At 42.0% G+C, this 20,412-nt stretch carries 17 protein-coding genes; 10 read left to right on the top strand and 7 right to left on the bottom strand.

Features of this window, described 5'->3' with window-relative positions; translation table 11 throughout:
- Window positions 1-144: 144 nt before the first annotated feature.
- Window positions 145-3,327, bottom strand: a complete 3,183-nt coding sequence (locus tag L4C54_RS16550) for a discoidin domain-containing protein (protein ID WP_428809033.1) — start codon at window positions 3,325-3,327, stop codon at window positions 145-147.
- Between the two features lie 344 nt (window positions 3,328-3,671).
- Entirely contained in the window at window positions 3,672-3,818 is a 147-nt protein-coding gene (locus L4C54_RS16545) for a hypothetical protein (RefSeq protein ID WP_428803116.1), read from the bottom strand.
- A 230-nt stretch (window positions 3,819-4,048) separates the two neighbouring features.
- Here L4C54_RS16545 and L4C54_RS16540 point away from each other — a divergent pair, with 230 nt between their 5' ends.
- The gene (locus L4C54_RS16540; RefSeq protein ID WP_428809032.1) at window positions 4,049-5,818 is read left to right on the top strand and encodes an SgrR family transcriptional regulator; all 1,770 of its coding nucleotides are present in this window, start codon (window positions 4,049-4,051) and stop codon (window positions 5,816-5,818) included.
- Window positions 5,819-5,955: 137 nt separating this feature from the next.
- The gene (locus L4C54_RS16535; protein ID WP_428809031.1) at window positions 5,956-7,293 is read left to right on the top strand and encodes a helix-turn-helix transcriptional regulator; all 1,338 of its coding nucleotides are present in this window, start codon (window positions 5,956-5,958) and stop codon (window positions 7,291-7,293) included.
- Between the two features lie 20 nt (window positions 7,294-7,313).
- Here L4C54_RS16535 and L4C54_RS16530 read toward each other — a convergent pair whose 3' ends face one another.
- Window positions 7,314-7,769, bottom strand: coding sequence for a DUF2141 domain-containing protein (locus L4C54_RS16530; protein WP_428809030.1), 456 nt, complete (start codon window positions 7,767-7,769; stop codon window positions 7,314-7,316).
- Window positions 7,770-8,885 (bottom strand): OpgC domain-containing protein, encoded by a 1,116-nt coding sequence (opgC, locus tag L4C54_RS16525; protein ID WP_428809029.1) that lies wholly within the window; start codon window positions 8,883-8,885, stop codon window positions 7,770-7,772. It lies immediately after the preceding gene.
- A gap of 254 nt (window positions 8,886-9,139) precedes the next feature.
- On the opposite strand from opgC, the gene L4C54_RS16520 reads away from it, so the two are divergent.
- The 4 genes from L4C54_RS16520 to L4C54_RS16505 all read left to right on the top strand — a co-directional run bounded on the left by L4C54_RS16520 (window position 9,140) and on the right by L4C54_RS16505 (window position 13,415).
- Window positions 9,140-10,297: a DUF481 domain-containing protein gene (locus L4C54_RS16520; protein ID WP_428809028.1), complete on the top strand. Its 1,158-nt coding sequence runs from the start codon at window positions 9,140-9,142 to the stop codon at window positions 10,295-10,297.
- Between the two features lie 313 nt (window positions 10,298-10,610).
- The gene (locus L4C54_RS16515; protein ID WP_428803110.1) at window positions 10,611-11,540 is read left to right on the top strand and encodes a hypothetical protein; all 930 of its coding nucleotides are present in this window, start codon (window positions 10,611-10,613) and stop codon (window positions 11,538-11,540) included.
- Between the two features lie 14 nt (window positions 11,541-11,554).
- Window positions 11,555-12,232: an adenylate kinase gene (gene adk, locus L4C54_RS16510; protein ID WP_428809027.1), complete on the top strand. Its 678-nt coding sequence runs from the start codon at window positions 11,555-11,557 to the stop codon at window positions 12,230-12,232.
- Between the two features lie 178 nt (window positions 12,233-12,410).
- On the top strand, window positions 12,411-13,415 hold the full coding sequence (locus tag L4C54_RS16505; RefSeq protein WP_428803108.1) for a helix-turn-helix domain-containing protein: 1,005 nt from the start codon (window positions 12,411-12,413) through the stop codon (window positions 13,413-13,415).
- A gap of 117 nt (window positions 13,416-13,532) precedes the next feature.
- Here L4C54_RS16505 and L4C54_RS16500 read toward each other — a convergent pair whose 3' ends face one another.
- The 3 genes from L4C54_RS16500 to L4C54_RS16490 form a co-directional block, all read right to left on the bottom strand.
- Complete coding sequence (locus L4C54_RS16500) at window positions 13,533-15,011, bottom strand: inorganic phosphate transporter (protein WP_428809026.1); 1,479 nt, start codon at window positions 15,009-15,011, stop codon at window positions 13,533-13,535.
- Between the two features lie 8 nt (window positions 15,012-15,019).
- Window positions 15,020-15,697 carry a DUF47 domain-containing protein gene (locus tag L4C54_RS16495; protein WP_428803106.1) on the bottom strand — a complete coding sequence of 226 codons (678 nt, stop codon included), beginning with the start codon at window positions 15,695-15,697 and terminating at the stop codon, window positions 15,020-15,022.
- 173 nt (window positions 15,698-15,870) lie between these two features.
- On the bottom strand, window positions 15,871-17,448 hold the full coding sequence (locus L4C54_RS16490; RefSeq protein WP_428809025.1) for an SLC13 family permease: 1,578 nt from the start codon (window positions 17,446-17,448) through the stop codon (window positions 15,871-15,873).
- A gap of 350 nt (window positions 17,449-17,798) precedes the next feature.
- Here L4C54_RS16490 and L4C54_RS16485 point away from each other — a divergent pair, with 350 nt between their 5' ends.
- The 4 genes from L4C54_RS16485 (at window position 17,799) to L4C54_RS16470 (ending at window position 20,399) form a co-directional block, all read left to right on the top strand.
- Window positions 17,799-18,437, top strand: a complete 639-nt coding sequence (locus L4C54_RS16485) for a hypothetical protein (RefSeq protein WP_428809024.1) — start codon at window positions 17,799-17,801, stop codon at window positions 18,435-18,437.
- A gap of 9 nt (window positions 18,438-18,446) precedes the next feature.
- On the top strand, window positions 18,447-18,929 hold the full coding sequence (locus tag L4C54_RS16480) for a CYTH domain-containing protein (protein ID WP_428809023.1): 483 nt from the start codon (window positions 18,447-18,449) through the stop codon (window positions 18,927-18,929).
- 186 nt (window positions 18,930-19,115) lie between these two features.
- Complete coding sequence (locus tag L4C54_RS16475; protein WP_428809022.1) at window positions 19,116-19,694, top strand: hypothetical protein; 579 nt, start codon at window positions 19,116-19,118, stop codon at window positions 19,692-19,694.
- A gap of 126 nt (window positions 19,695-19,820) precedes the next feature.
- The gene (locus tag L4C54_RS16470; RefSeq protein WP_428803101.1) at window positions 19,821-20,399 is read left to right on the top strand and encodes a DUF4136 domain-containing protein; all 579 of its coding nucleotides are present in this window, start codon (window positions 19,821-19,823) and stop codon (window positions 20,397-20,399) included.
- Window positions 20,400-20,412: the final 13 nt, after the last annotated feature.

Genomic DNA, 20,412 nt, shown 5'->3' with positions numbered 1-20,412 from the left:
TCGTGACGATCCGACTGTGAGGAGGTTTGTGTATTGGCTTTTCGATGGTTAGGCGCCTTGTTGTAGCAAGGCGCTTTTATTAGGCAAGTTCCGTTTATTCTAGACAAGCTTCGCCTGTTTCAGTCGGGATTCGTTTAGGCAGTATTAGCGAATATTTCGACCCAAAAGCTGAATTTCGTTGAAGTTATTCCAGGCGTTTTCTCTATTTCCATTACAGACGAAGCGTACGTAACGAGCAGTCAGCTTATCGACAGGGTAGCTTGTCATAATCTCATTTGTCACAGCGGTAGTGACCTGAGCGACATCGCTGAAGTTGATACCGTCGATACTGGTTTGGAGAGTAAAGTAATAAGGACGCACGTTGCCTTTGTTTTGCGACCACTGGATCTCGGTGAGTTCATAACTTGTGTCTAGCTCTAGGGTATAAGTGACCCCTTGACCTTCACCAGACCAACGGGTCTCTAGATCGCCATCAATAGCGTTATTGGTTTCTCCTGTACCGTTTGGATTCTCTTTGGAAGCGGAAGCATTGACGGGAATAAGCTGGTGGGGTTTTGCATCTGCATAGACGTAAAGTTCTGATAAGTTGAGGTATTCAGTCGTCGTAGGATTACTCTCTATTCGCACATAACGAACAGGCAGAGTTGAGAAGTCTCTTGGCGCTCCCTCAAACAGGTAGTGATCTTGTATTGGTAGCGCATCTGAACGCCATAACTCATTACGTGAAGCATCCAGAAGAATCATGTAGCCACCTTCGAGCCGTTTACTGTCACTGGTGCGATTTTTAAGGTGTATGGCGTTGATATACGCATCTTCAAGGAGATCAACTTCAACCCACTCTTCGAGCTCTTTATTGGTTTTCATGTAGTTAGATGCATCACCGTCAACTAATCGGTCAGGTGTATACGTCCCCTTATTAACGGATGAAGCGATGGCTGGTTTTCCAAGCGCAACATTGGTTCCGAACAGTTCTTCTAGTCGCTCGGTGTTGATGCTGCGAAGGGCCATGTACTCTTCCCAAGTTAAAGGTTCAGCAAGTATGTTATTGCTGAGATCCAATTTGACGGCAGTGTCAGGGATCCATCCCCCTCCTATTGGGCTACCAAATTGAGCGGCGATGTAAGTGTTGTCTTTATCTAACCACTCATCAGATACGTCGCCAGCGTGGGTTTCAGAAGGGTAGGGGATATAGTCAGGCTGCTGTTCTTTTTCCATGTACACACGATAGGGCTGTGGCCATGAGTCGATATCAAGCAGCATATAAGAGGTTGAGCCTGCGTTAAAAACCTTGCCACCAAAGTGAAGGTCAAAATGTGTTCGCTCTCGGCCGTTCAGTGCAGTGTCAGTGAGTTCACCAAACTGTATATCACCTTGAATAATAGAGGTATGGGCGTAATTCCAACGTTTATGAAATTCAAAGTCGACCACGTTGTTTGAATAGGCGTTGGTGAGTGTTGATGTCCCTTGGCGCTCGGTGAGTTGATAGCCAACTTCCATTCCCTCAATGTGCATATTGTCTAAACGTATTGAACCTGCATTACCAAATTTCTTAATGCCAATACCTGAAGGGTTGTCTAGGTCGCCGATCATGACAAAATTGCTGTAGTCGACGCCCCCAGCATACCAGCGGGTATCGCCAGTGCTTATGGTGTGGGCGACAACGCCATCGATGTCCCCTGATCCTCGTTCATCTTTGAGTGCGGTTGGTCCGCCATACACGATTAAGTTTTCATACAATCCACGGACCCCACTTTTTTCTACTAAGGTGTAGGCATCCACGTATTCTTGGTCATTGTATTTATCCGTGAGGTGCGCAATCGAGCGTGTATCAATTAAGTTATCGCCTGCATTGTCGATAAGCTCTTTCCATTGGTGGATACCCACATGAGCAAAACCAGACGCGATATTACCGTCCATTCTAATCATGCGAGATTGAACCCAGAAGGCACTACCAAAATGACCGAGGTCTTTGCCTTTGCTACCGAGCCCGTGGCCTCTTACGCCCAATCCTGGTGTTTTACTGCCAATGGAAAGCATGGCGATGTTGTCATCAAATCGGCCTAACTCATCACCCGCTTCAGAGGCGAAGCCTGCGCCCATCGTATTAAACGCAACGTTATGTTCAAATTCGCCATAACTGGAGTGGTTTACAAAGCCCCAAGCGGTTGAACCGTCAACTGCACTCCCTAATACATAAGCCGGCTGTCCTGCACCACCAGCGCGGTGTAAATGGAAGGGGTAGCGTGCAATTGGGTTAAGCCCAATGGTGTAGTTCCCAAGTTCATCAACGGTGGTATTGTTCTGACCCCAACGTTTGTTGGTGCGCCCCATGTTTTCAAATGAGGTGAATGCAACGTCAATCGCATTAGAGTGCATCATCATGATATGGCCACGTTTGGTGAATTCTTTGGTGTTGTAGCTATCTGTGTGTTCAACAAAAACGTCTTCGTTACCAGCAAAGGTTTTGAATGTGATGTTGCGAGTCAGGTTAATCACATGAGCGGTGAGCACTAGATTTTCTTTGGTGTGTTTTGGCAAGAGGTGGTCGTAAATCAAAGGGACGTCTAATGTTAGGCTCGTTCCATCAATCGCCGCGATGGTACGTTCTTCTTGCTGATTATTATCCTGCGTAATGCCCGCGACAACGATACGGTCTCCTGTTTTCCAATTAAGAGGGGCTTGTTCAAGGGCTATTACATTATCTCCAGCTAGCGCCTGTCGAAACTCCGCTACTGGTGATTTATCTTCACCGTGTGTTCTAACTGCCCCCATCGCGACAAGCCCAAGGCCTAGTTTATAGGGATCAAATCTCGGGTTAGTGGGAGTATCAGTAATAAACCCTAGATCAGCGTAATCTTTAAAGATGATAGTGGCTTGTTTCCCTTGCGTAATTGGATCTGCATGATGGCCGATCTCAAGAAGACCGATACGAGTCACTACGATCGTGTCGACGATCACCTCTGTGTCTGATAGAGTCGCGAAGGTCAATACCCCGTCGATCCTAATGGTATCGTGTTCAATGTTATTTTTTTGATTAAATTCAACGGTATGCCCAGCAGAAATAATCACTCGGGATCCACTGCTTGGAATGCTTCCGCCCCATGTTTCAGGGGCGAACCAAGAACCTGATGTGACTGAAATATGAGTCGCTTGAGCATCGCTCACCATATTTAAAACGGCTTGGTGTTCTCGCATCATATCTTCACGCATGTCGTGTCTTTCATCGGGGACTAAACTTGCGATATGACGATGTTCACCAATACCAATGGCGTTAACGCTGAACGATATTATTAATATTATGGGTAGCCAACTGACGTGTATCTTCATCCTTTTCTCCTTGGATTTTTCGGTAGAGCTTTCCGTTATCTCTAGGTGCTCGAGCTAGCTGCCAGAACATGGGAGTATCTTTCTAGAAACGTCGTAACTGATAAGCCTGTGAATCTTGTGAGGTCATCGAGAATATTGAAGCCACTCGATTGATATGAGTCTAGGTTGGTATTTGCTAGTGGGTGATATAACAATTGAGGTATTTCTTTGAAAGGTAATCTACTGCCCAGAACCAATGTAATAACAGGATCTAGTTTCATAAAGAAAGCAGTATTGAGTAGACGGGTGGGGGAGGAGCGTGTCTGGCTCAATACTGCGTATTTGTGGGCGCCGTATTTCTTGGTTTATTGAAGCTCGGTCTGCTGCCAGTGACATAGTTCAATCAAGGCCATGATCATCGCCTTTTCTAACCAGTTATCACTTACCTTTAGTCGCTCGAAGTAGTGTGTAACTAAAGGGGCGTTATTTTGTTGATAAGATTTTGAGCACATCGCTTTTCTCCTTCTCTTAATGACCTCAACAGTTTGAGGCTCAAAGAGGAAATGAAAAACAGAGTAAATTTACATTTATTGTTCCTATTTTGTCCGGTTTAGTTGGGTAACTGGTTGTATTTGGCGATTTTGGGATGAAATGAGGAACAACATGCAGGTAAGTGTTCTGCGTTTTTATGACGAATTTTCGCTAAAATAGGAGTATCAACCTAACTGATAAGGCTTAACTAGTGTCTGATTTGAATCTATTACGTTATTACACTCGTTTAACACCGCTTGGTGTGGGAGTGGAGATAAAAACAGCATTGGTCGATATCTCTGAATCGCTATTTACTAGTTTGCGCCACGCTCGAAATTTATTAAATCAAATGCAAGATTTAGGTTGGCTGACTTGGGAGCCTAAAGCGGGTCGTAATAAACGATCGAGCTTGATATTGAACCTAGAGCTCGACGTACTTAAAAAACAACTGGCCGCTGAGCGAGTTCGGGCTGGAAAATATGAAAAAGCACTCAATATTTTAGATAACGATAAAGTTGAGTTTGGCCGTTTATTACAGAGCACGTCAGGTGCTTCTATCCGTGAAGGGCAACTGCATATTCAGTTAACCTATAAACGGCCATTTGAACGTTTAGTCCCTCATCAATTGCAGCGCAGTAGTGAGCGTTATTTGTTGCGTCAGATCTATTGTTGTTTGGTGGCAAGTGGTTTTGATGGTCACGTAGAGCCCCAGTTGGCACACCACTGGGAGTATGACTCTGAACGCTATCAATGGACTTTTTATCTACGTCCAGGCCTGACATTTCATGATGGTTCTTCTATTGATTCTGATGCCATTGTCAGCTTATTTGCAAAGCTTTCTAGCCTTAAAGAATATCAAACAGAGTTAGCGCACTTAGAGAATGTGAATTCCCTACAGCCACTGAAAGTCGTGTTTACGTTATCAGAACCAGACCGAGGTTTTGCAGGCCTGATCTCGGGCGTTCGGTACGCTATTCAGCCAACGAGTCAGATCAACTCTGCAGCATCGTATTTCGTTGTAGGAAGCGGCCCGTTTGAGGTTGCTGAACACTCTCATGAAAAGCTACGTTTACAAGCTTTTGAACGTTACTACGCCTGCCGAGCCTTGACGGATAAGGTGACAATATGGCTGCTTAATGAACCCCAGACCAAGCCAAGCTTGATCGAAACAAATCAATTAGCGTCGATGAATGGCAAAGAGTGTCAACATTATGTGTCTTATCATGTTGGGGATGAACGTAATGATGACAATGAGATACAGCGAGGAATAAAGCACAGCCGAATTGAAGATGGCTGTATGTTTGTGTTGTTTAATCAAAGTACGAAGACTTTTTTAAATGAACAGCAACGGCGATATCTTTCGAGCGTCCTCTCTGCGCAGAATGTGTATAAGGAAATGCGTGAGCAAAAAAGCTTGTTCGGCTGTGAAATAGCAGGAAATTTACTGCCGATGTGGCACACGACTCTACGCCCATTTCGAGTCGAAACCTCTCTTCCCAAGTCTTTATCTATTGCCGTTTATGATTACACGGCATTGAAAAGTTGTGTCTACGGTATACAAGCTCTTCTAGAAAAACTCGGCATTAGCGTAGTAGTAAATACTTACTCATACCGAGATCTGGCTGAGCGCTCCGCTGCGGGAGAGTTAACTGAAGAGCTCGTTATTACCAATATTAACTTGGACGATAATCGTCATGCCTCCGCCTTTGGTTGTTTGTTCAATAACCCAACACTGCACAACTCAATTGGATTGTTAGCCAGTGAATGGTTAAGTCAGTCGTTAACGGTATTACGTGCTCAAACAGAGTTAAAGGATTACCTCAATGCTCTGGAGCCCATAGCGTCGACACTCATTTCTGAATGCTACTTGTTGCCACTGTTTCATCACCGGCAGACGCTCCGTTTTCACGGGGTGCTAAAGGATGTCGAGCTAACCAATTGGGGCTGGCCTGATATTCGAAATGTGTGGTCTGCGAATTAATACAGTGGTTAGTAGAGAGCTATTAGGGTGAATGATCGAGCTGCTCGTCTTTATTTTGTTTCATCATCTTTTGAGCACTATCGAAAAATAGAAGCTTGATTTTGTAGTTTGATTATCTATCGGGCAATCTTGGGCGCATGAGACAGTTTACTTTTATCATGCGTATTGTTAATTCGATTGAATTGATGCTACCGAGAAAGCTCGATGTGACGAAACTAGCTCAGCAGCTGAATGTCAGTAAATGGCACTTACAGCATGAGTTTAAACGTTATACGGGAATGTCCGTAGGACACTACTATCGCGCTCGTTTACTCTCACTAGCGGCAATTGAAATTGCTAATAGTGATAAGAGGTTAATCGACATTGCCCTCGAGTTTGGTTTCGATAGCCACGAAGCCTTTTATCGTGCGTTTAAAAAGCAGTTTCATGTCTCGCCAAAGCACCTAAAATACTCATCACGATTTGCCGAATTCATTTTCGAGTTGCCCATTACGCCGGCTTACCTTACGTTTGTTTCAACGATGGAAGCTAGCCCTCCAGTACGTTCAGTGTTCTCTTCTACTCGGGTTCAGGGCGTACCTGAGGTATTTCTTTCAATTTCGATCTGTGGTGATGAGTTTAGTGTGCCATTGAAAAAATTATGGTCTGAATTTGAGCAAGCAACAGACGGCTGGAATCATCAAGATAGAAAGTACTACACATTAGAATATCGCAACAATTGCACTTATCTTTCAGGGCTATTTCAAATGCTAGTGGTTTGTGATGGACTACCAGAAGAAAGTAAGCACACGCTAACAGAAGTCACCTTACCTACCAGAGACATGTGGCAGTTTAGAGTAGAAAATGTCGAATCTATTGCTGTTTTTTTTCAATATCTTCATTTAGTTTTTATGCCCAAACATCAGTTTACGGTAAAAGCTTTACCTATTATTTGGCACCAACAACCCGATGGCGTTTTGATATGTTCTATTGAACTACTGGCGCAGCAAGAAAACACCTTACCGAAAAGTGTACTTGAATTGGGCACTAAGCTCGTTACACGGCCTTTGCAGCAAGGGGCACTCGATTCTTATCAAATTTCTTCTCATTGTGTGCTTAAACATCAACGACTCTCTGAAGTCATTACCCATTTTAAATCTAAACAACAATTGATTAATTCGGGACTTGGGGCCATTTTGATTGGGCGAGATGACCAAGGCGTGTTTGAGCCAAAACACGATTATGACAGCGCTTTTTTTGAGTTTTCACAAGGGAGTGGTCAAGTACTACCCGCAAGTTATTTGCAGTGTAAATTGCAAGGAACAGTCAGGGAAATAGGCGATGATCTTGAGATGCTCTATTACTACTATTTGAGCGAGTCTCCATTTTATTTAGTACGAGGCTATGAGTGGATTACATCATTGATCTCTATAGGTCCAAAAAGTGAGGATCAAGAGTGGCAAATGGAACTCTTGATCCCAGTTAAGAAACGTTAGATCGACTATCAATATCAATATCAATATCGATAATCGATCATCTGTATCTCTTGAGTATTATTTTCGGTAACCTCAAAACCAATCATCGCGAAAGTGGGGGGCCCTTGAAGAATTGGGTTGTTTGAAAAACCAAGCGGCTCTTGTGGCACAACACCAGCCATAGTGAGTTGTCCATTGTTATCAATGTCTTGATAAACATGTACCGAGTAATACCCTCCTTTCAAGTTTTGAAACATGATTGGATTAGAGAATTCACTCATATCTATGTTCCTCTCCTCCAGTATTTGATCATTTTCCTGATGCAGCTCTATTCGAACGATGCCGCCTTCATCTGTAGTGCTGGATAGGTTTACCGCCAAAGTATGTAACTTTGAGCTATCGGCTAGATTTAGATTATCGAGGTTTTGTAACTGCTGGGCTGACTGGTCACAGCCCATTAATCCAATAGTGATCATTGGTAATAGTAAAAATTTCACTTATGTACTCCTGTTAAATGTGAATCGACGAATTGTTAAGTGTTTTTCTCTAATAAGAGGGGGGATAAAGAGCAGTAGAGCAACGGCTACCAGCATCAAGTTGTAATGGGTAGCACTTTGAATGAATAGGCGTGATAAAGGCGCGAGCGTAAAAATGACGACATAGTGCCAAGCAAACACGGGTAGAGAGTGACGACCGAGCAGTGCGAGAGGGCGAAACGTTAGATAATGAGGTTTATGGTGAATAACGTAGCTGATTAAATAGATAAGCATTGCTAGGTTTAATACTCTCAACCAACCGAGCGTAGGCTTGTTTGCGAGTTGATAAAGCGTGCCTTGATGAATCCCAAAGGCCTGAGCGAAAACATTGTGATGCGTAAGAAAAATAAACGTCGCGATTATCGCTGTGACGATTAGCGCGCTTTTGTATTTAAACCATTGGATTGAAAGGTGGTGATGACTATAGCCAAGGCCGATTCCTATGACGAATGGGAGCTGCCAAGCTAGCCAGCTAAAGTAACCGGTATTGATTGGTGTTAACGGTGCAACTTGAGCCGCCCAGAAGGATGCGTCAACCCACGAACTACTCAGCCACATGGCAAGGCTTATAGCGATGATTAAGACCACTTTCCCTCGGTATAATAGCGTGATAACGAGCGGTGCAAGCAGCATAAAAGCGATGTACATGGGTAAAATGTCAAAGTAGGCGGGTTTGTGGATCATTAAAAGAATGAGTGGCGTTGCCAGTTCAGGCTGTCTGGTGAGAAATGGAAACATCGAGTGAATAAAAGAAGGATCGATTGACCATAAATAGGATAGGGAAAAAGATAGCATGATGATGAGAATCAGTGAGGCAACATGATAGCTGTAGAGCTGCTTTACCCGAGTAAATAATGAGCGGGTAACCTGCGCAGCTGAAGGTCGACAATAGATCAGTCCAACCATTAGTCCCGAAATAAAGATAAACCCTTCTGCCGCTCCTACTTGACCGAAAGGCTGTAGCGTTAATCGCTGAACAACGGACCACCCTCCGGTTATCCAAATGTAATGATTGATGGCCATACAGAGCAGTAATAGCCCTCGAACTGAGTCTATGGCGTGGTTCCTTTTCATCATTTTCTCCGTCTATTGCAAAGCGAGATATGTCCTCGCTTATCTGTTACTGATAAGGCTAAAGAGATGAATAAAATAAAACTGACTTATTGTGTGGTTTCATCAACCTAGCGGATCTCTTGTCACACTTTTTACACTCTTCTGTCGGAGCATCTAGCGAATGTGCCAGTATGAGTTGGGATTGGGTACTTTTTGAACGTACGAAAGGGAAGAGTGATTTGGTCGAATTAGAAAAGGTTTATCGCTAGGTTTAATAGATGAAAAAACAACAGAGATACACATTTCAATATCCATTACTAAGTATGCTGCTTTGCGCCCCAGTTGTTGCGGAAGATAAACGTGTTTCAACTAACCTGCCCGAAGAGAGCGAGATATCTACCCCTGTCACACCTATTCAGCCAACGGTAACGATTGAAAAAGATCAAGGTTGGATGCAACTCACCTCGGGTGAGGTTTTACTTGGTAGCTTAACGGGAACGGTTCAGGAAGATCAGAATTCGTACGAGCTTGTTATTGAATTTGATAGTGATGAACTTGGTGACGTTGAAATCGATGTCGAAGATATTGCCGTTCTACAAACTGCGGATACTTTTCGAGTTCGTCTTGTTAATGGGGAAACTCACGAAGGGCGTTTGACCATCGTTGGCGATAAGCTAACGATTCAAAATGAGAGCTTGCACGTATACCCTGTGAGTTTAGTTGTCTCAATCTATAGCAGCGTTGAATCAGAACTAGAACGCTGGGAAACGGACCTGTTCCTCGGTGCTAATTTTAGTAAAGGAAATACCGATGAGTTGTCGGTTTCAGGTGAGGTGAGTGGTAAAAGACAAACCGTCAGCTCGCGTACATTACTTAAATACATTGGTAATGTGACTCAATCTTCTGGCGAAAAAACCGCTCAAAATCATCAGTTTGATGGTTCTTACGATATTTACCTGAGTAATCGGCTGTTCTTTCGTCCAATCAAAGCAACGGTCAACAGTGACAAATTTCAAAATATCGATTACCGAATTAACGCCTCAATGCAGCTCGGTTACTTTATTATTACTCAATCAGATTTAGAGTGGGATGTCTCGCTCGGCCCTGGTTTCCAGTACACCCAGTTCGATACGGTATTGGAAGGGGAGAGCGCCTCAGAAAACAGCCCAACGGTGGTGTTCTCTTCTGATTTGGAATACGAACTCACTAAAGACATCGATTTTAGCCACACCTACGACTTGAACTGGGCTAGTAATGCCTCGGGCGGGGTTCGACACAGTAACCACTTTAGTTTTGATATGGAGTTGGTGGACGATCTCGATTTTACCGTCAAATTTATTTGGGATCATAACTCAAACCCTAAGGTTGATTCTGATGGCAATATACCGGATCGAAATGACTATAAGCTCAACTTTGGTCTGACATTCGATTTCTAAAGTTTCAATATCCATCCCCCTTTCTTATGTCAAAACACCTATTCATCACCTGATACTTCATCGTTATAAGTATGCAAACTCCCGCTTTCCCTCAGGTTTAGTTAATTATCCCGAGATATCAAATCTTGTATGTATTTCTACGCTCAACATTTTCAATAATACATCTTTAAATAAAAGTGTCAGCTTAACTCAGGGTTTGAGATCTGGCTTTGAGTTTTCTATTAACCTTGTCACTAATATGGATAAAGAAAAATACACGACACAAGCTAAATGATAGGTGTTGTTCTTCACCGAAGTAGAGCAAGGAGTAATAATGGAAAATAATATTATAAAGCGAGCAGTAGAAGTCAGATGTGGTAGTTCAATATTGTCTACAGTGGTAATTTCGAGCTTTTTATTAACGACACTATTGATATCTAATGTTGCGGTTGCAAACCCTGAGGTAACATCGAGAGAGTACAAACTAATGCTTGATAAAAAGCAGTTTAATTTCTCTAACGAAACTCAGAAAGTCGATCTTTTTTTTCGTCAGATGAAATCTGCTGTTGAAGCGGCGATTGAACGGGAAGTCTCTGGCGAGCACGAACTCGCGAAAGTTCGTGAGGTTTCATTTTTTGATACCCCAGGCAGCTGCGTACTACGAAAAAATGGTTACTCTTACCGGGATCGTATTGATCACGGTGAGTCTACTACGTCATTAAAATTCCGTAGTCCGGATCGTTATATTGTTGGTTTTGAAGATGTATCTTCTATAGCCGATGGAGCGAAAAGTAAGTTTGAACTTGATATTGGTGCAAACCCTACTAATCCATTTGTGGGCGTCTACAGTGCTTCTACAAAACAGCCTAATAGTGAAACGGTTATGACGATGGGCGACATTAATCGTTACTTTACTGGCTTTGCTTCACGCTACGATTTTGATGATTCTCTTGTCTTGAGCCAAGTTAGTGACTTATTGGTTTATGAACGTGTATATCGAGGAGTTGAGATTGATCTTGGAAAATTCGATGCTGAAGTTGATTTAACTCTTTGGTACCAGGAAAACCCAACTAATGGCTCTAAACCAATCGTTGCAGAAGTCTCATTTAGTTATGAGGATAAGAAGGCAGAATATACGAGAAAAGTAGTAAATAGAGCTAAGACCGCTTTTGAGGCTATATCAAACATGAGCCCTTGGGTCGATGTTCACTCTCAAACAAAAACAAGCTTTGTATATAATTACGATGCAAACTTTTGTCATTAATGGAGGGTAAGCTAATGAAAGTAATGTTAATTGGTCCCCCGGGTTCTGGCAAAGGAACGCAAGCAAATGTGTTAGAGCAACGTTTTAATATCCCTCAAATTTCAACGGGTGACATACTTAGAAATGAGCTTAAAAAAGAGTCAGAACTTGCTTTTAAGTTAAGGCAACAAATGAATCAGGGCGAGCTTGTGGATGACGATACTGTCGTGTCTATTGTTAGATCCAGACTTTTGGAGGCCGATTGCCAACATGGCTTTATTCTTGACGGTTTTCCCCGCACTATTGCACAAGCTAAGAAGTTAGAGCAGCTTGGTATCAAGATAGACATAGTCGTTGAGCTAGATGTGAGTAGAAAGATTATTGTTGATCGCTTATCTGGCCGACGAATACATGAAAAATCGGGTCGTACTTATCATCTAAAATACAACCCACCTATCATTGAGGGTTTAGATGATAAAACAGGTGATCCGCTACTTCATCGAAGTGATGATCAATCCGATGTCATTCAACATCGCCTTTCTGTTTACCGTGAACAAACATCACCTTTGGTTAAGTACTATCAACATATCTCAGATGAAACGGCGATGCCGTACATTCACATTGATGTCGAAGAGTGGATGCTTAAAGGCGATGTAACCGCCCAATTGCTTGAGAAACTATATTGTATTGAAAACAAATACTGTCCGTATTGATTCGTTTTACTGTTCGAAGAGAGCGAATAATAAGCAGCCTAGCCACAATATAGGCTGTTTTTTTTTGTTTTTTGATTGAGTACAATCATTTAGCTTCAGTAAGCTGTAATATCATTTTCTGTAGAGTAAAAACTATCAATTGATTGGCGATAGTAATGTGAGGAAGAGCAGAGGCATAATGAAAGATGAATCGGTTCGATCAAAACTGGCATTTTTACGCTTGGCTGAAGAGCTAGGTAATGTATCGAAGGCCTGCAAGATATACGGCTATAGTCGAGATAGTTACTATCGACTAAAGAAACTCTATGAGCACGGTGGTGAAGCGGCTTTAGTGGAACAGGTTCGAGATAAGCCACTGCTCAGAAATCGAGTATCGAAAGAGATACAGAGTCAGTTGCTTGAGTTTACCTTTGAACACCCTGAACTGGGGCAAAAGAAAGTATCCGAAAAACTGAGTGAAATGGGTTTTGCTATCTCTCCAAATGGCGTTCGCTCCGTTTGGTTGCGTTATGATTTAGAAACCAAGCTTAAACGTGTTACTGCTCTCAAAGTAAAAGCCGATCGAGGTGAGTTCATGCTCTCCTCTAAACAATTAGAAGCAATAGACTTACTGACAAACAGCCTGAATAATGAATCCGGACAGCTTGCCACTAGTGGTCCAGGCGATTTACTCATTCAAGATTGTATAAAGTTTGAATACTTCCCTCAATTTCCAACCATCTACCTACATATTGCTATTGATAGCTATAGCCGTTTTGTTATTGCTCAGTTTTCTGAAGATAAAAGCCCACGCTCAGCGCGCACATTTCTACGTACTAAAGCGCTCCCGCTAATGTCATCTCATGATATTAATGTTGAACGCATGCTCACCGATAGGGGAGCCGAATTCTTCACTGCAGGAGATGGTAATGAGTATCAAGATTACTTATTACAGCACGACATCCAACACTTAAAAATTAAGGCTTATAATAGCTCTAAAATCAATGGATTGTGCTTCGAGTATTATCAGTACATTCTCGCTCACTTTTGTAGTCAAGCAGCGAGACAACACCGCATTGATACACTGAGTGACCTTGCTACTGTATTTGAGGAGTGGCTAGAGTTGGATAATACGACGCGCTCGGATACAAGTGCCTACTGTTTTGGCAAAACTCACTATGAGACTTTATTAAGTAACCAGTAAGCTATGAGACCTTATTAAGTAATCAGCAAATAGATATAAAAACACAGAGCCCATCAGCTAGGACTTATCTTATTGATGGGCTCTGTTAGTTTGGGCGTTTAACATTTCGCAATAAAGCTACCGCTCAACGAGACTGTGTTGGAGTAAGGTTGTAATATCATGTTGTAGTTGTCGATTGTATTGTTTGTTGAGTACGGTATCTTCCGCAGCTTGCCACTTAGAACTAAGGCTACTCAACGCTTGTACTAACTGCCAAGTGTGGTTGAACTCATGACCATCTAGCTGTAATACCGCGTTATGTCGTTCAGGTTGCAGCGTATTGACCCACTCGTTAGGTATCGTATCGAGTTGAACTTTTGTCGGTTGTAACAACGAATGCTTAATGATCGCTTTCGAGAATTTACCATCAACACCAAGCTCATCTATTTTCATCTGAAACGACCGAATATCATTGAATGTTTGCTGATGAATGGTCTTTAGTTCATTACTGTGGAATCCAAGCTTATTCAATTGTGATTCAACCTGTTGATTGACTTGATAACTCATTGGCGAGTAAACAATCAAACTGAAAACATTTTGTAGGCAGAACAGCATTAATATACAGCAAGTCATAGCGATAGGGGGGGTGGTTACCCAACCAGTGACAATCTTTCCTAATACTCTCCAATCAAGCTCTTGCCCTCCTTTTAGTAAGCCTATGCCAATAATTGCCCCTACAACAGCTTGAGAGCTAGAGACAGGAACAAGAGGAATCGTTGGAAGCCCGTTACTTGCAAGTACCAGCTCTAGCCCCTCAGAAGCAAATAAAAACAGCACAATAGAGTGCGCCATTACAACAATGCCAGCCGTTATTGGCGTGAGAGGCATCATGCTATTACCAACCGTTAGCATGACACGTTTGGAGTAGGTAAATATGCCAATTGCAATGGCGACAGCACCGAGAAAAAACAGTTGCTGGGCAGTATTGAAAGAAACTGAGCCAATGGCTAAGTCATCCAAAGTAATTGCGTTGACAAACACTCCCATTACGTTGGCGATATTGTTCGCCCCTAAACTGTACGACCCAAAAGCCCCCGCAATAATCAGTGCGGCTCTGGATGTCCAATCAAGATTTAAAATATGGGGTTTGACCGTATTTAATGTCCACTTCACTATGCCATGTAGTAGTACGGCCATGATTGCGGAAAGGATGGGGCACAGTACCCAAGTCAGCAGAATGTTGAGCAGTATACCCATGTCAGTTTCAATGCCGACAAAGATGTTCCAACCAATAATCGCACCGACGACGGCTTGACCGGTTGAAACGGGAAGTTGGCACTTTGTCATGACTAGCACAGTTAGAGCTGCGGCTAGCGAGACTACAAACGCCCCACCAAGAGCGTTTACTTCTCCAAGCTTCCCTAGTGTATGAGCCGCGCCCGATCCACTCAGTGTTGCCCCTAAAATAACAAAGACAGATGAAATGAGTGCCGCAGTTGAGAATTTCACCATTCGGCTACCAACTGCAGTACCAAACACGTTTGCTGCGTCGTTTGCGCCTAGAGCCCAACCAAGAAATAGACCACTTGATAAGAATATAAGTAAAAGTATGTCCATAATTATCCTTACAATGAGCGCTTAATGGCGTAAATAACCAGTGAATCAGCAATGTCTTCAGCATGATTTGCAACGTTATCAATACGTTCAATAAAGTAACGGATATGAATCTTCTGAGCTAAATCTAACTCAGATGAGAACACCTTCTGCTTCATTCGTGTGCTTACTCTATCGGCTTCACTTTCAACAAATATCACTTTATGAACATGATCTCTGACCTGGTTTTGATCTCGCATAAATGCGCGACATGCATCAATAAGGTGCGCCCCACACTTTGCAACGGTAGATTGCAACTCAATGAAATCATTATGGTATTCCTGAGGGATCTCCGGTCTTTCGTTGATGAGATTAAATGCTGAGGCTTGTTGTAGGTTAATTAGCACATCTACGCCTTCAATTATTTTTAGTAAATCACTTCGAAGATCAGGAACGAGTGTTTTTTCATACAAAATACTTTCAATATCTCGACGTAATTGATCAGCGGTTAGTTCTATTCGGCTCAATTGTTCAAAGCGAAGCTCTATCTGTATTTCATTATCTTTAGAAGCCGATAAGCTATTATCGAGATAGAGACGAAGAATGATCTCAAATACAGATGTAGAGTCACCGAGTAGGTCATAGAAAGAATCAATATTATTTTTTAGTTGAATAGTATTATTCATGAAACTAAGAATGTTTTTTTTCATCGAATATCCTTAATAATGAAAGCTATATTATAAATAAAGACAATTTGCAGATGGCAATGCACGAAGGCTATCTGTATTGAACTAGAAACAAAGACAAGAAGAGTGAGGAGTCAATATCAGGGATACTGACTCCTGTTTAGGGTTAATTTGGTGTGTGGGCTAGCGAGTTTTAATTAGAAGAAACCAGGTGAGATACCTATCCACACAAGCCATGTTTGGCCGGCAACTAGCATTAATAGCCAAGTGAAGATACTCGTCCATAAACCGTAGCGCCAAGTTTCACCCATCGTATACTTGTTAGTTCCATACAATAGAGCGGCAGGCTTTGAGTTAAATGGGAATGTCCAACAAACGTTAATGCAAAGTGCCACAGGTAGAGCTAAAGATAGGATGTCGTATTCCATCGCTTGAGCAATACCAATAACAATAGGAATGAAGATTACGGTACGCATGGTTTTACTTTGGAATATCCAGTGCGACGCAATAAAAATTCCCGTTAAAATTGTGTATAAAGAAAAGTAGCTCATGCTCTCCATACCCATCGCATTCATCATGTTAGTAATGGCTATTTCCATGATTTGCGTCTCTTTAAGCCCTGCGCCAATAGCGTATGCACCTGCTGAGAAAATTAATAAATGCCAAGGTAGGTCAACATCATTCCAAGTAATTAGTTTTGTTTGCGGTGCAAGCATGACGATAGAGCCAATGAGAGCGATCATTGTTGGGTGAACACCATGCAGCTTATCGGTGGCCCAAAAAGCAAGTACCGTTAAGAAGATAATCGCGGCTTTGATCTCATTCCATTGAATTTTTCCTAAGCCATCGAGTGCACTTTTAATTGAGTCCATTCCACCTTCAAGTTTTGGCTGTTCGTCTTCTTTGGTCAAAGGGAAGATAAACTTCACACCGATAATGTAGGTGAAAATACCTAATGCAATAGTGATTGGTAGCCCTGCTAGTAGCCAATCAAAATAGTAAAGAGAAGCGCCGGCACCTACCATCATTCCCGCTGCAACAAGGTTTGCCCCTGAACCGGTTAAGAACGCGTTACAGCCAGCATTAATCATCAAAAGGTTATGTAAAATCAGGTTTCGAGCAAAGTTGTTTGTTTTTGTTCCCGATGCACCATAAACGGCTGAAACAACCATAAAGATAGGCATGAGAAGCGCTGCTTTTGCTGCTGTCGCATTAATAAATGCACTGAGGATCAAGTTGACAGCAATAAAGCTGAGGAAGATCGATCCAGAGTTCCTTCCATACTTAACAATAAACAGTAGTGCTACCCTTTCAGCCAGCTTAGTTTTGACAAGGGCTGATGCGAGTATGAAAGCTGCGATATTTAGCCAAATGATTTGGTGGCCAAGAACGGATAGCGCTGCTTTTTGTGAGACGATATCAAGTAAAATAACGCTAACAATAAGTGCGATGGAAGTTAAGTAGTTCGGAATAGACTCTGTAACCCAAAGAACGATACAAGCAACGAATAACCCCAACATATACTGTGCTTTTTGATCCAGCGACTCAAAGTTAAAAATAAAGCTAAAAAGAACAAAACAAATAATAGAAGCAGGTAGCCCCCATTTCTTCATTAATAGCCCTGTTTTTGTTGGTGGCCTCTCAATGACTTTACCCATTTTATACTGAGACATATCCAGGGGATCTTTCTCATTCTCGACGTCTACGACGGCAGGGGACAATTCTTTTTCTGGGCTTCCAGCTGCTCCGGGAGACCAATGGTTTACTTTTTCCATATCGATGTCCTTATTTAATTTTCGTTATTATTTCTAACAGTATCTAGAGTGACATTAGGGTGATTTTATTCGTTGATCTCAATCAATTTAATCATTTCGAGTCTCGACTAGTTATGACATTTTTGCTTGCTGTCACGAATCGAATAATCCCTCCAGCTATGTCTATTTTGTTATAGCCTTTGAGTGGCAACGCTTGGCGATAGATTTTACCTGAGCAGAGTTAGATATGTTACTACACGTGTCAGATTTGGTTGGGGTTTATTTGAGATTGATCACTTTTATTTTTTGTCGGTAGGGATAACGTAAAAAGACATCGAGTGACAAATTAATTATCTAAAAGGAGAATACTGATGAGCGAAAAATTAGTCATCGGAGAAGTGTCAAAGCCACGTTTTGAGTTTCGTACATTTGGCCAAGATTTTGATCAAGCAGCTAAAAAAATGGCTAGATTATCGGTTCCTGTACCTGAAAAAGTATGGGAGCGAAAAAGTGATGAAGTTTATATTCTGTCTAGAACTAATGATGTGAATAACACTAAGATTAGAGATGGAAAAATGGACATTAAAACCTATGTTCAAACAGTAGATGGTCTAGAGCAGTGGAACCCACTAATGAAAGGGGAGTTTCCTATTCCTGCCGCATCATTAGAGGCTGAGGTTTTTCCAGCTTTCCAAGTGGAAATGTTACCTCTCACCCAAGAGAGCTACACATTAGAAGAGTTTATGGCAATCATTGAAGCTCATGAAGACTTGCAAGCGGTAAGAGTTCACAAGCATCGATTTGGATATATGGTAAACAATACTATTTGTGAGGTGGGTGAGGTGCTTATCAATGGCGCGAAGGTTCACACGATTAACTCTGAATCGACGGAAGTTGAAGACATTAAGAATACGATGGCAGAGGTTGGCATTGAATCGGTAGAGAACATTAATTATCTACAAGCGATTAAACGTGTAATTGGTATGATTAATAAACCGTTGGCGAATTAGGAGTTAAGTATGTTCGAGATTGAACGTAAGTTTTTAATTAAAAGTGATGACTTCAAAGTCGACGTTGTGAAACAAACACGTATTACACAGGGCTATTTAAGCTCAGTACCTGAGCGCACTGTACGTGTGAGAGTGAAAGGCGATAAAGGTTTCATTACCGTCAAGGGTATAGGAAATGAATCTGGTGCGAGCCGCTTTGAGTGGGAGCGTGAAATATCGGTTGAAGAGGCTCAATCACTTCTCAAAATTTGTGAGCCTGGCGTTATCGATAAAACCCGTTATCTAGTTCCGTGCGGTAAACATACATTTGAAGTTGATGAGTTTTATGGAGATAACCAAGGGTTAACGGTTGCTGAAGTCGAGCTTTCGTCAGAAAACGAAGCATTTCAAAAGCCTTCTTGGTTGGCTGAAGAAGTGACCGGACAAACCCGCTACTATAACTCTATGCTAATGAAAAACCCTTATAGCTCATGGGAGCTTGAAGCCGTTTAAAATAAGTCACGTTATCCTATTGGATTTGCCCTCTAAGCGACTCGACACTTAGAGGGCTTTTTTATGGGTCAATACTCTTAATTATGATTCTATCTTATTGATTGTAAATTGGAATTATCATTCGCTTAGAGCTACTGTTATAAGTCGGAATAGCTACATTAAAAAACAAATGTAAAGGAAGACACGATGTTGAAACTTATTTTGCTAGGATTTGCATTATGGGTGCCTATTTCATTGGCATCCTCAGTACAAGATCAAGATCCTAATTCATTTATCCAAGTTAATATCAGCTTAGATCTTCAAGGTATTGAAGAGTCTATTGATATGACGAGCCAATCATTAAACTCTTTAGCTGAATCATTAAATGCGATTGCGGAAAGCCCCGACCTCACCCCAACACAACAAGAAAATATTGAATCAACAATCAATAATGTTAATCAGCTCATTGACGTTTCAACTCGATCGCTAGAGCAACTTCCTGTCGCCTTCTCTCAATCTAAACAAGTGGTTGGCGACAAGACACAACGGTTTCTTGATGATGTGAAATTCAAACTTATTTTGATTTTGTCGGTGATGGTATTGGCACTGTTGGCCATCATTGGTTGCATCTATTGGCTACTTTTAAGGCCATTGCAGTCAACCGTATTGTCCGCCACTCACAATGTCTCTCAAATGGCGCAAGCGCTTCAAGTAACAGCAAAAGCAGTCGAAGTGTGCACTGAAAAACAACATGAAATTTCTCAGCAAATGTCACGTGACGGTTAACTCATTAAGTGTCTTTGAGGCAATCATTGTTAGTTCTCAATACCGAAAGTTAACGCTTGTTATTATGAGTCAGTGCGCCAAAGTAGAGAGAGAATCGATAGAAATTGATGACAGGGAAGTAGAATAATGAAGAATAAAGTCGTGTGCATGTTAGCAATATTGCTTGCTGGATGTACAACCTCAGTTGAGCCACAAAGACCGATGGATTTTGGTGTGGTGATTAGTGGAGACAGCCAGCGATTTCAATCTGTATCTACTTTTGCTTGGCATGAACGTTCTGGCACTGTACTTGTGAAAGATAAAGCACAAGCTCAAAAAGCATCACAGTTGTATCACTCGTTGGTTGAGCAGCAAATGTTAGAAAAGGGCTATCGTTTGGTTTCGCAGCCAATGGAGGCTAATGTATTGCTCGTGGTCGCTATTGCACAGCAATCGATGGTCAGTGATTCTGATATTTTTGCAAAAACACTCCTTTCAACGGGAATCATTACTGTTGATGAAGATGGTGACACGGTAGAAAAAGGGTCATTGTATTTGGCTGCTTTCCCTAATGACGCCATTGAACAGGCGGTGATTGAACAACCGATATGGAAGGCATTGGCTCAAAGACCGATGAAAGAGGGTGTTGATGAAGCAACGCGTCAAGCACTCGCCTCTGACTTAGTAAAACGAATGATGTCTTCTATTCCTGTGTCGAATAATTAATATAACTTGAACA

Origin of the sequence: Vibrio lamellibrachiae, from assembly GCF_050337265.1 — a bacterium.
GTDB lineage: Bacteria > Pseudomonadota > Gammaproteobacteria > Enterobacterales > Vibrionaceae > Vibrio > Vibrio kyushuensis.
The sequence above is the reverse complement of the archived record's forward strand: the minus strand, read 5'-3'. Positions and strand labels throughout refer to the sequence as shown.

What these genes read in the sequence shown, in the direction of transcription:
- L4C54_RS16490 (WP_428809025.1), bottom strand. Translation starts at nt 17,448, where the DNA reads ATGGAAAAAGTAAACCATTGGTCTCCCGGAGCAGCTGGAAGCCCAGAA.
- L4C54_RS16515 (WP_428803110.1), top strand. Translation starts at nt 10,611, where the DNA reads ATGGAAAATAATATTATAAAGCGAGCAGTAGAAGTCAGATGTGGTAGT.
- L4C54_RS16535 (WP_428809031.1), top strand. Translation starts at nt 5,956, where the DNA reads ATGAGACAGTTTACTTTTATCATGCGTATTGTTAATTCGATTGAATTG.
- L4C54_RS16550 (WP_428809033.1), bottom strand. Translation starts at nt 3,327, where the DNA reads ATGAAGATACACGTCAGTTGGCTACCCATAATATTAATAATATCGTTC.
- opgC (WP_428809029.1), bottom strand. Translation starts at nt 8,885, where the DNA reads ATGATGAAAAGGAACCACGCCATAGACTCAGTTCGAGGGCTATTACTG.
- L4C54_RS16485 (WP_428809024.1), top strand. Translation starts at nt 17,799, where the DNA reads ATGAGCGAAAAATTAGTCATCGGAGAAGTGTCAAAGCCACGTTTTGAG.
- L4C54_RS16480 (WP_428809023.1), top strand. Translation starts at nt 18,447, where the DNA reads ATGTTCGAGATTGAACGTAAGTTTTTAATTAAAAGTGATGACTTCAAA.
- L4C54_RS16520 (WP_428809028.1), top strand. Translation starts at nt 9,140, where the DNA reads ATGAAAAAACAACAGAGATACACATTTCAATATCCATTACTAAGTATG.
- L4C54_RS16470 (WP_428803101.1), top strand. Translation starts at nt 19,821, where the DNA reads ATGAAGAATAAAGTCGTGTGCATGTTAGCAATATTGCTTGCTGGATGT.
- adk (WP_428809027.1), top strand. Translation starts at nt 11,555, where the DNA reads ATGAAAGTAATGTTAATTGGTCCCCCGGGTTCTGGCAAAGGAACGCAA.
- L4C54_RS16500 (WP_428809026.1), bottom strand. Translation starts at nt 15,011, where the DNA reads ATGGACATACTTTTACTTATATTCTTATCAAGTGGTCTATTTCTTGGT.
- L4C54_RS16545 (WP_428803116.1), bottom strand. Translation starts at nt 3,818, where the DNA reads ATGTGCTCAAAATCTTATCAACAAAATAACGCCCCTTTAGTTACACAC.
- L4C54_RS16505 (WP_428803108.1), top strand. Translation starts at nt 12,411, where the DNA reads ATGAAAGATGAATCGGTTCGATCAAAACTGGCATTTTTACGCTTGGCT.
- L4C54_RS16475 (WP_428809022.1), top strand. Translation starts at nt 19,116, where the DNA reads ATGTTGAAACTTATTTTGCTAGGATTTGCATTATGGGTGCCTATTTCA.
- L4C54_RS16495 (WP_428803106.1), bottom strand. Translation starts at nt 15,697, where the DNA reads ATGAAAAAAAACATTCTTAGTTTCATGAATAATACTATTCAACTAAAA.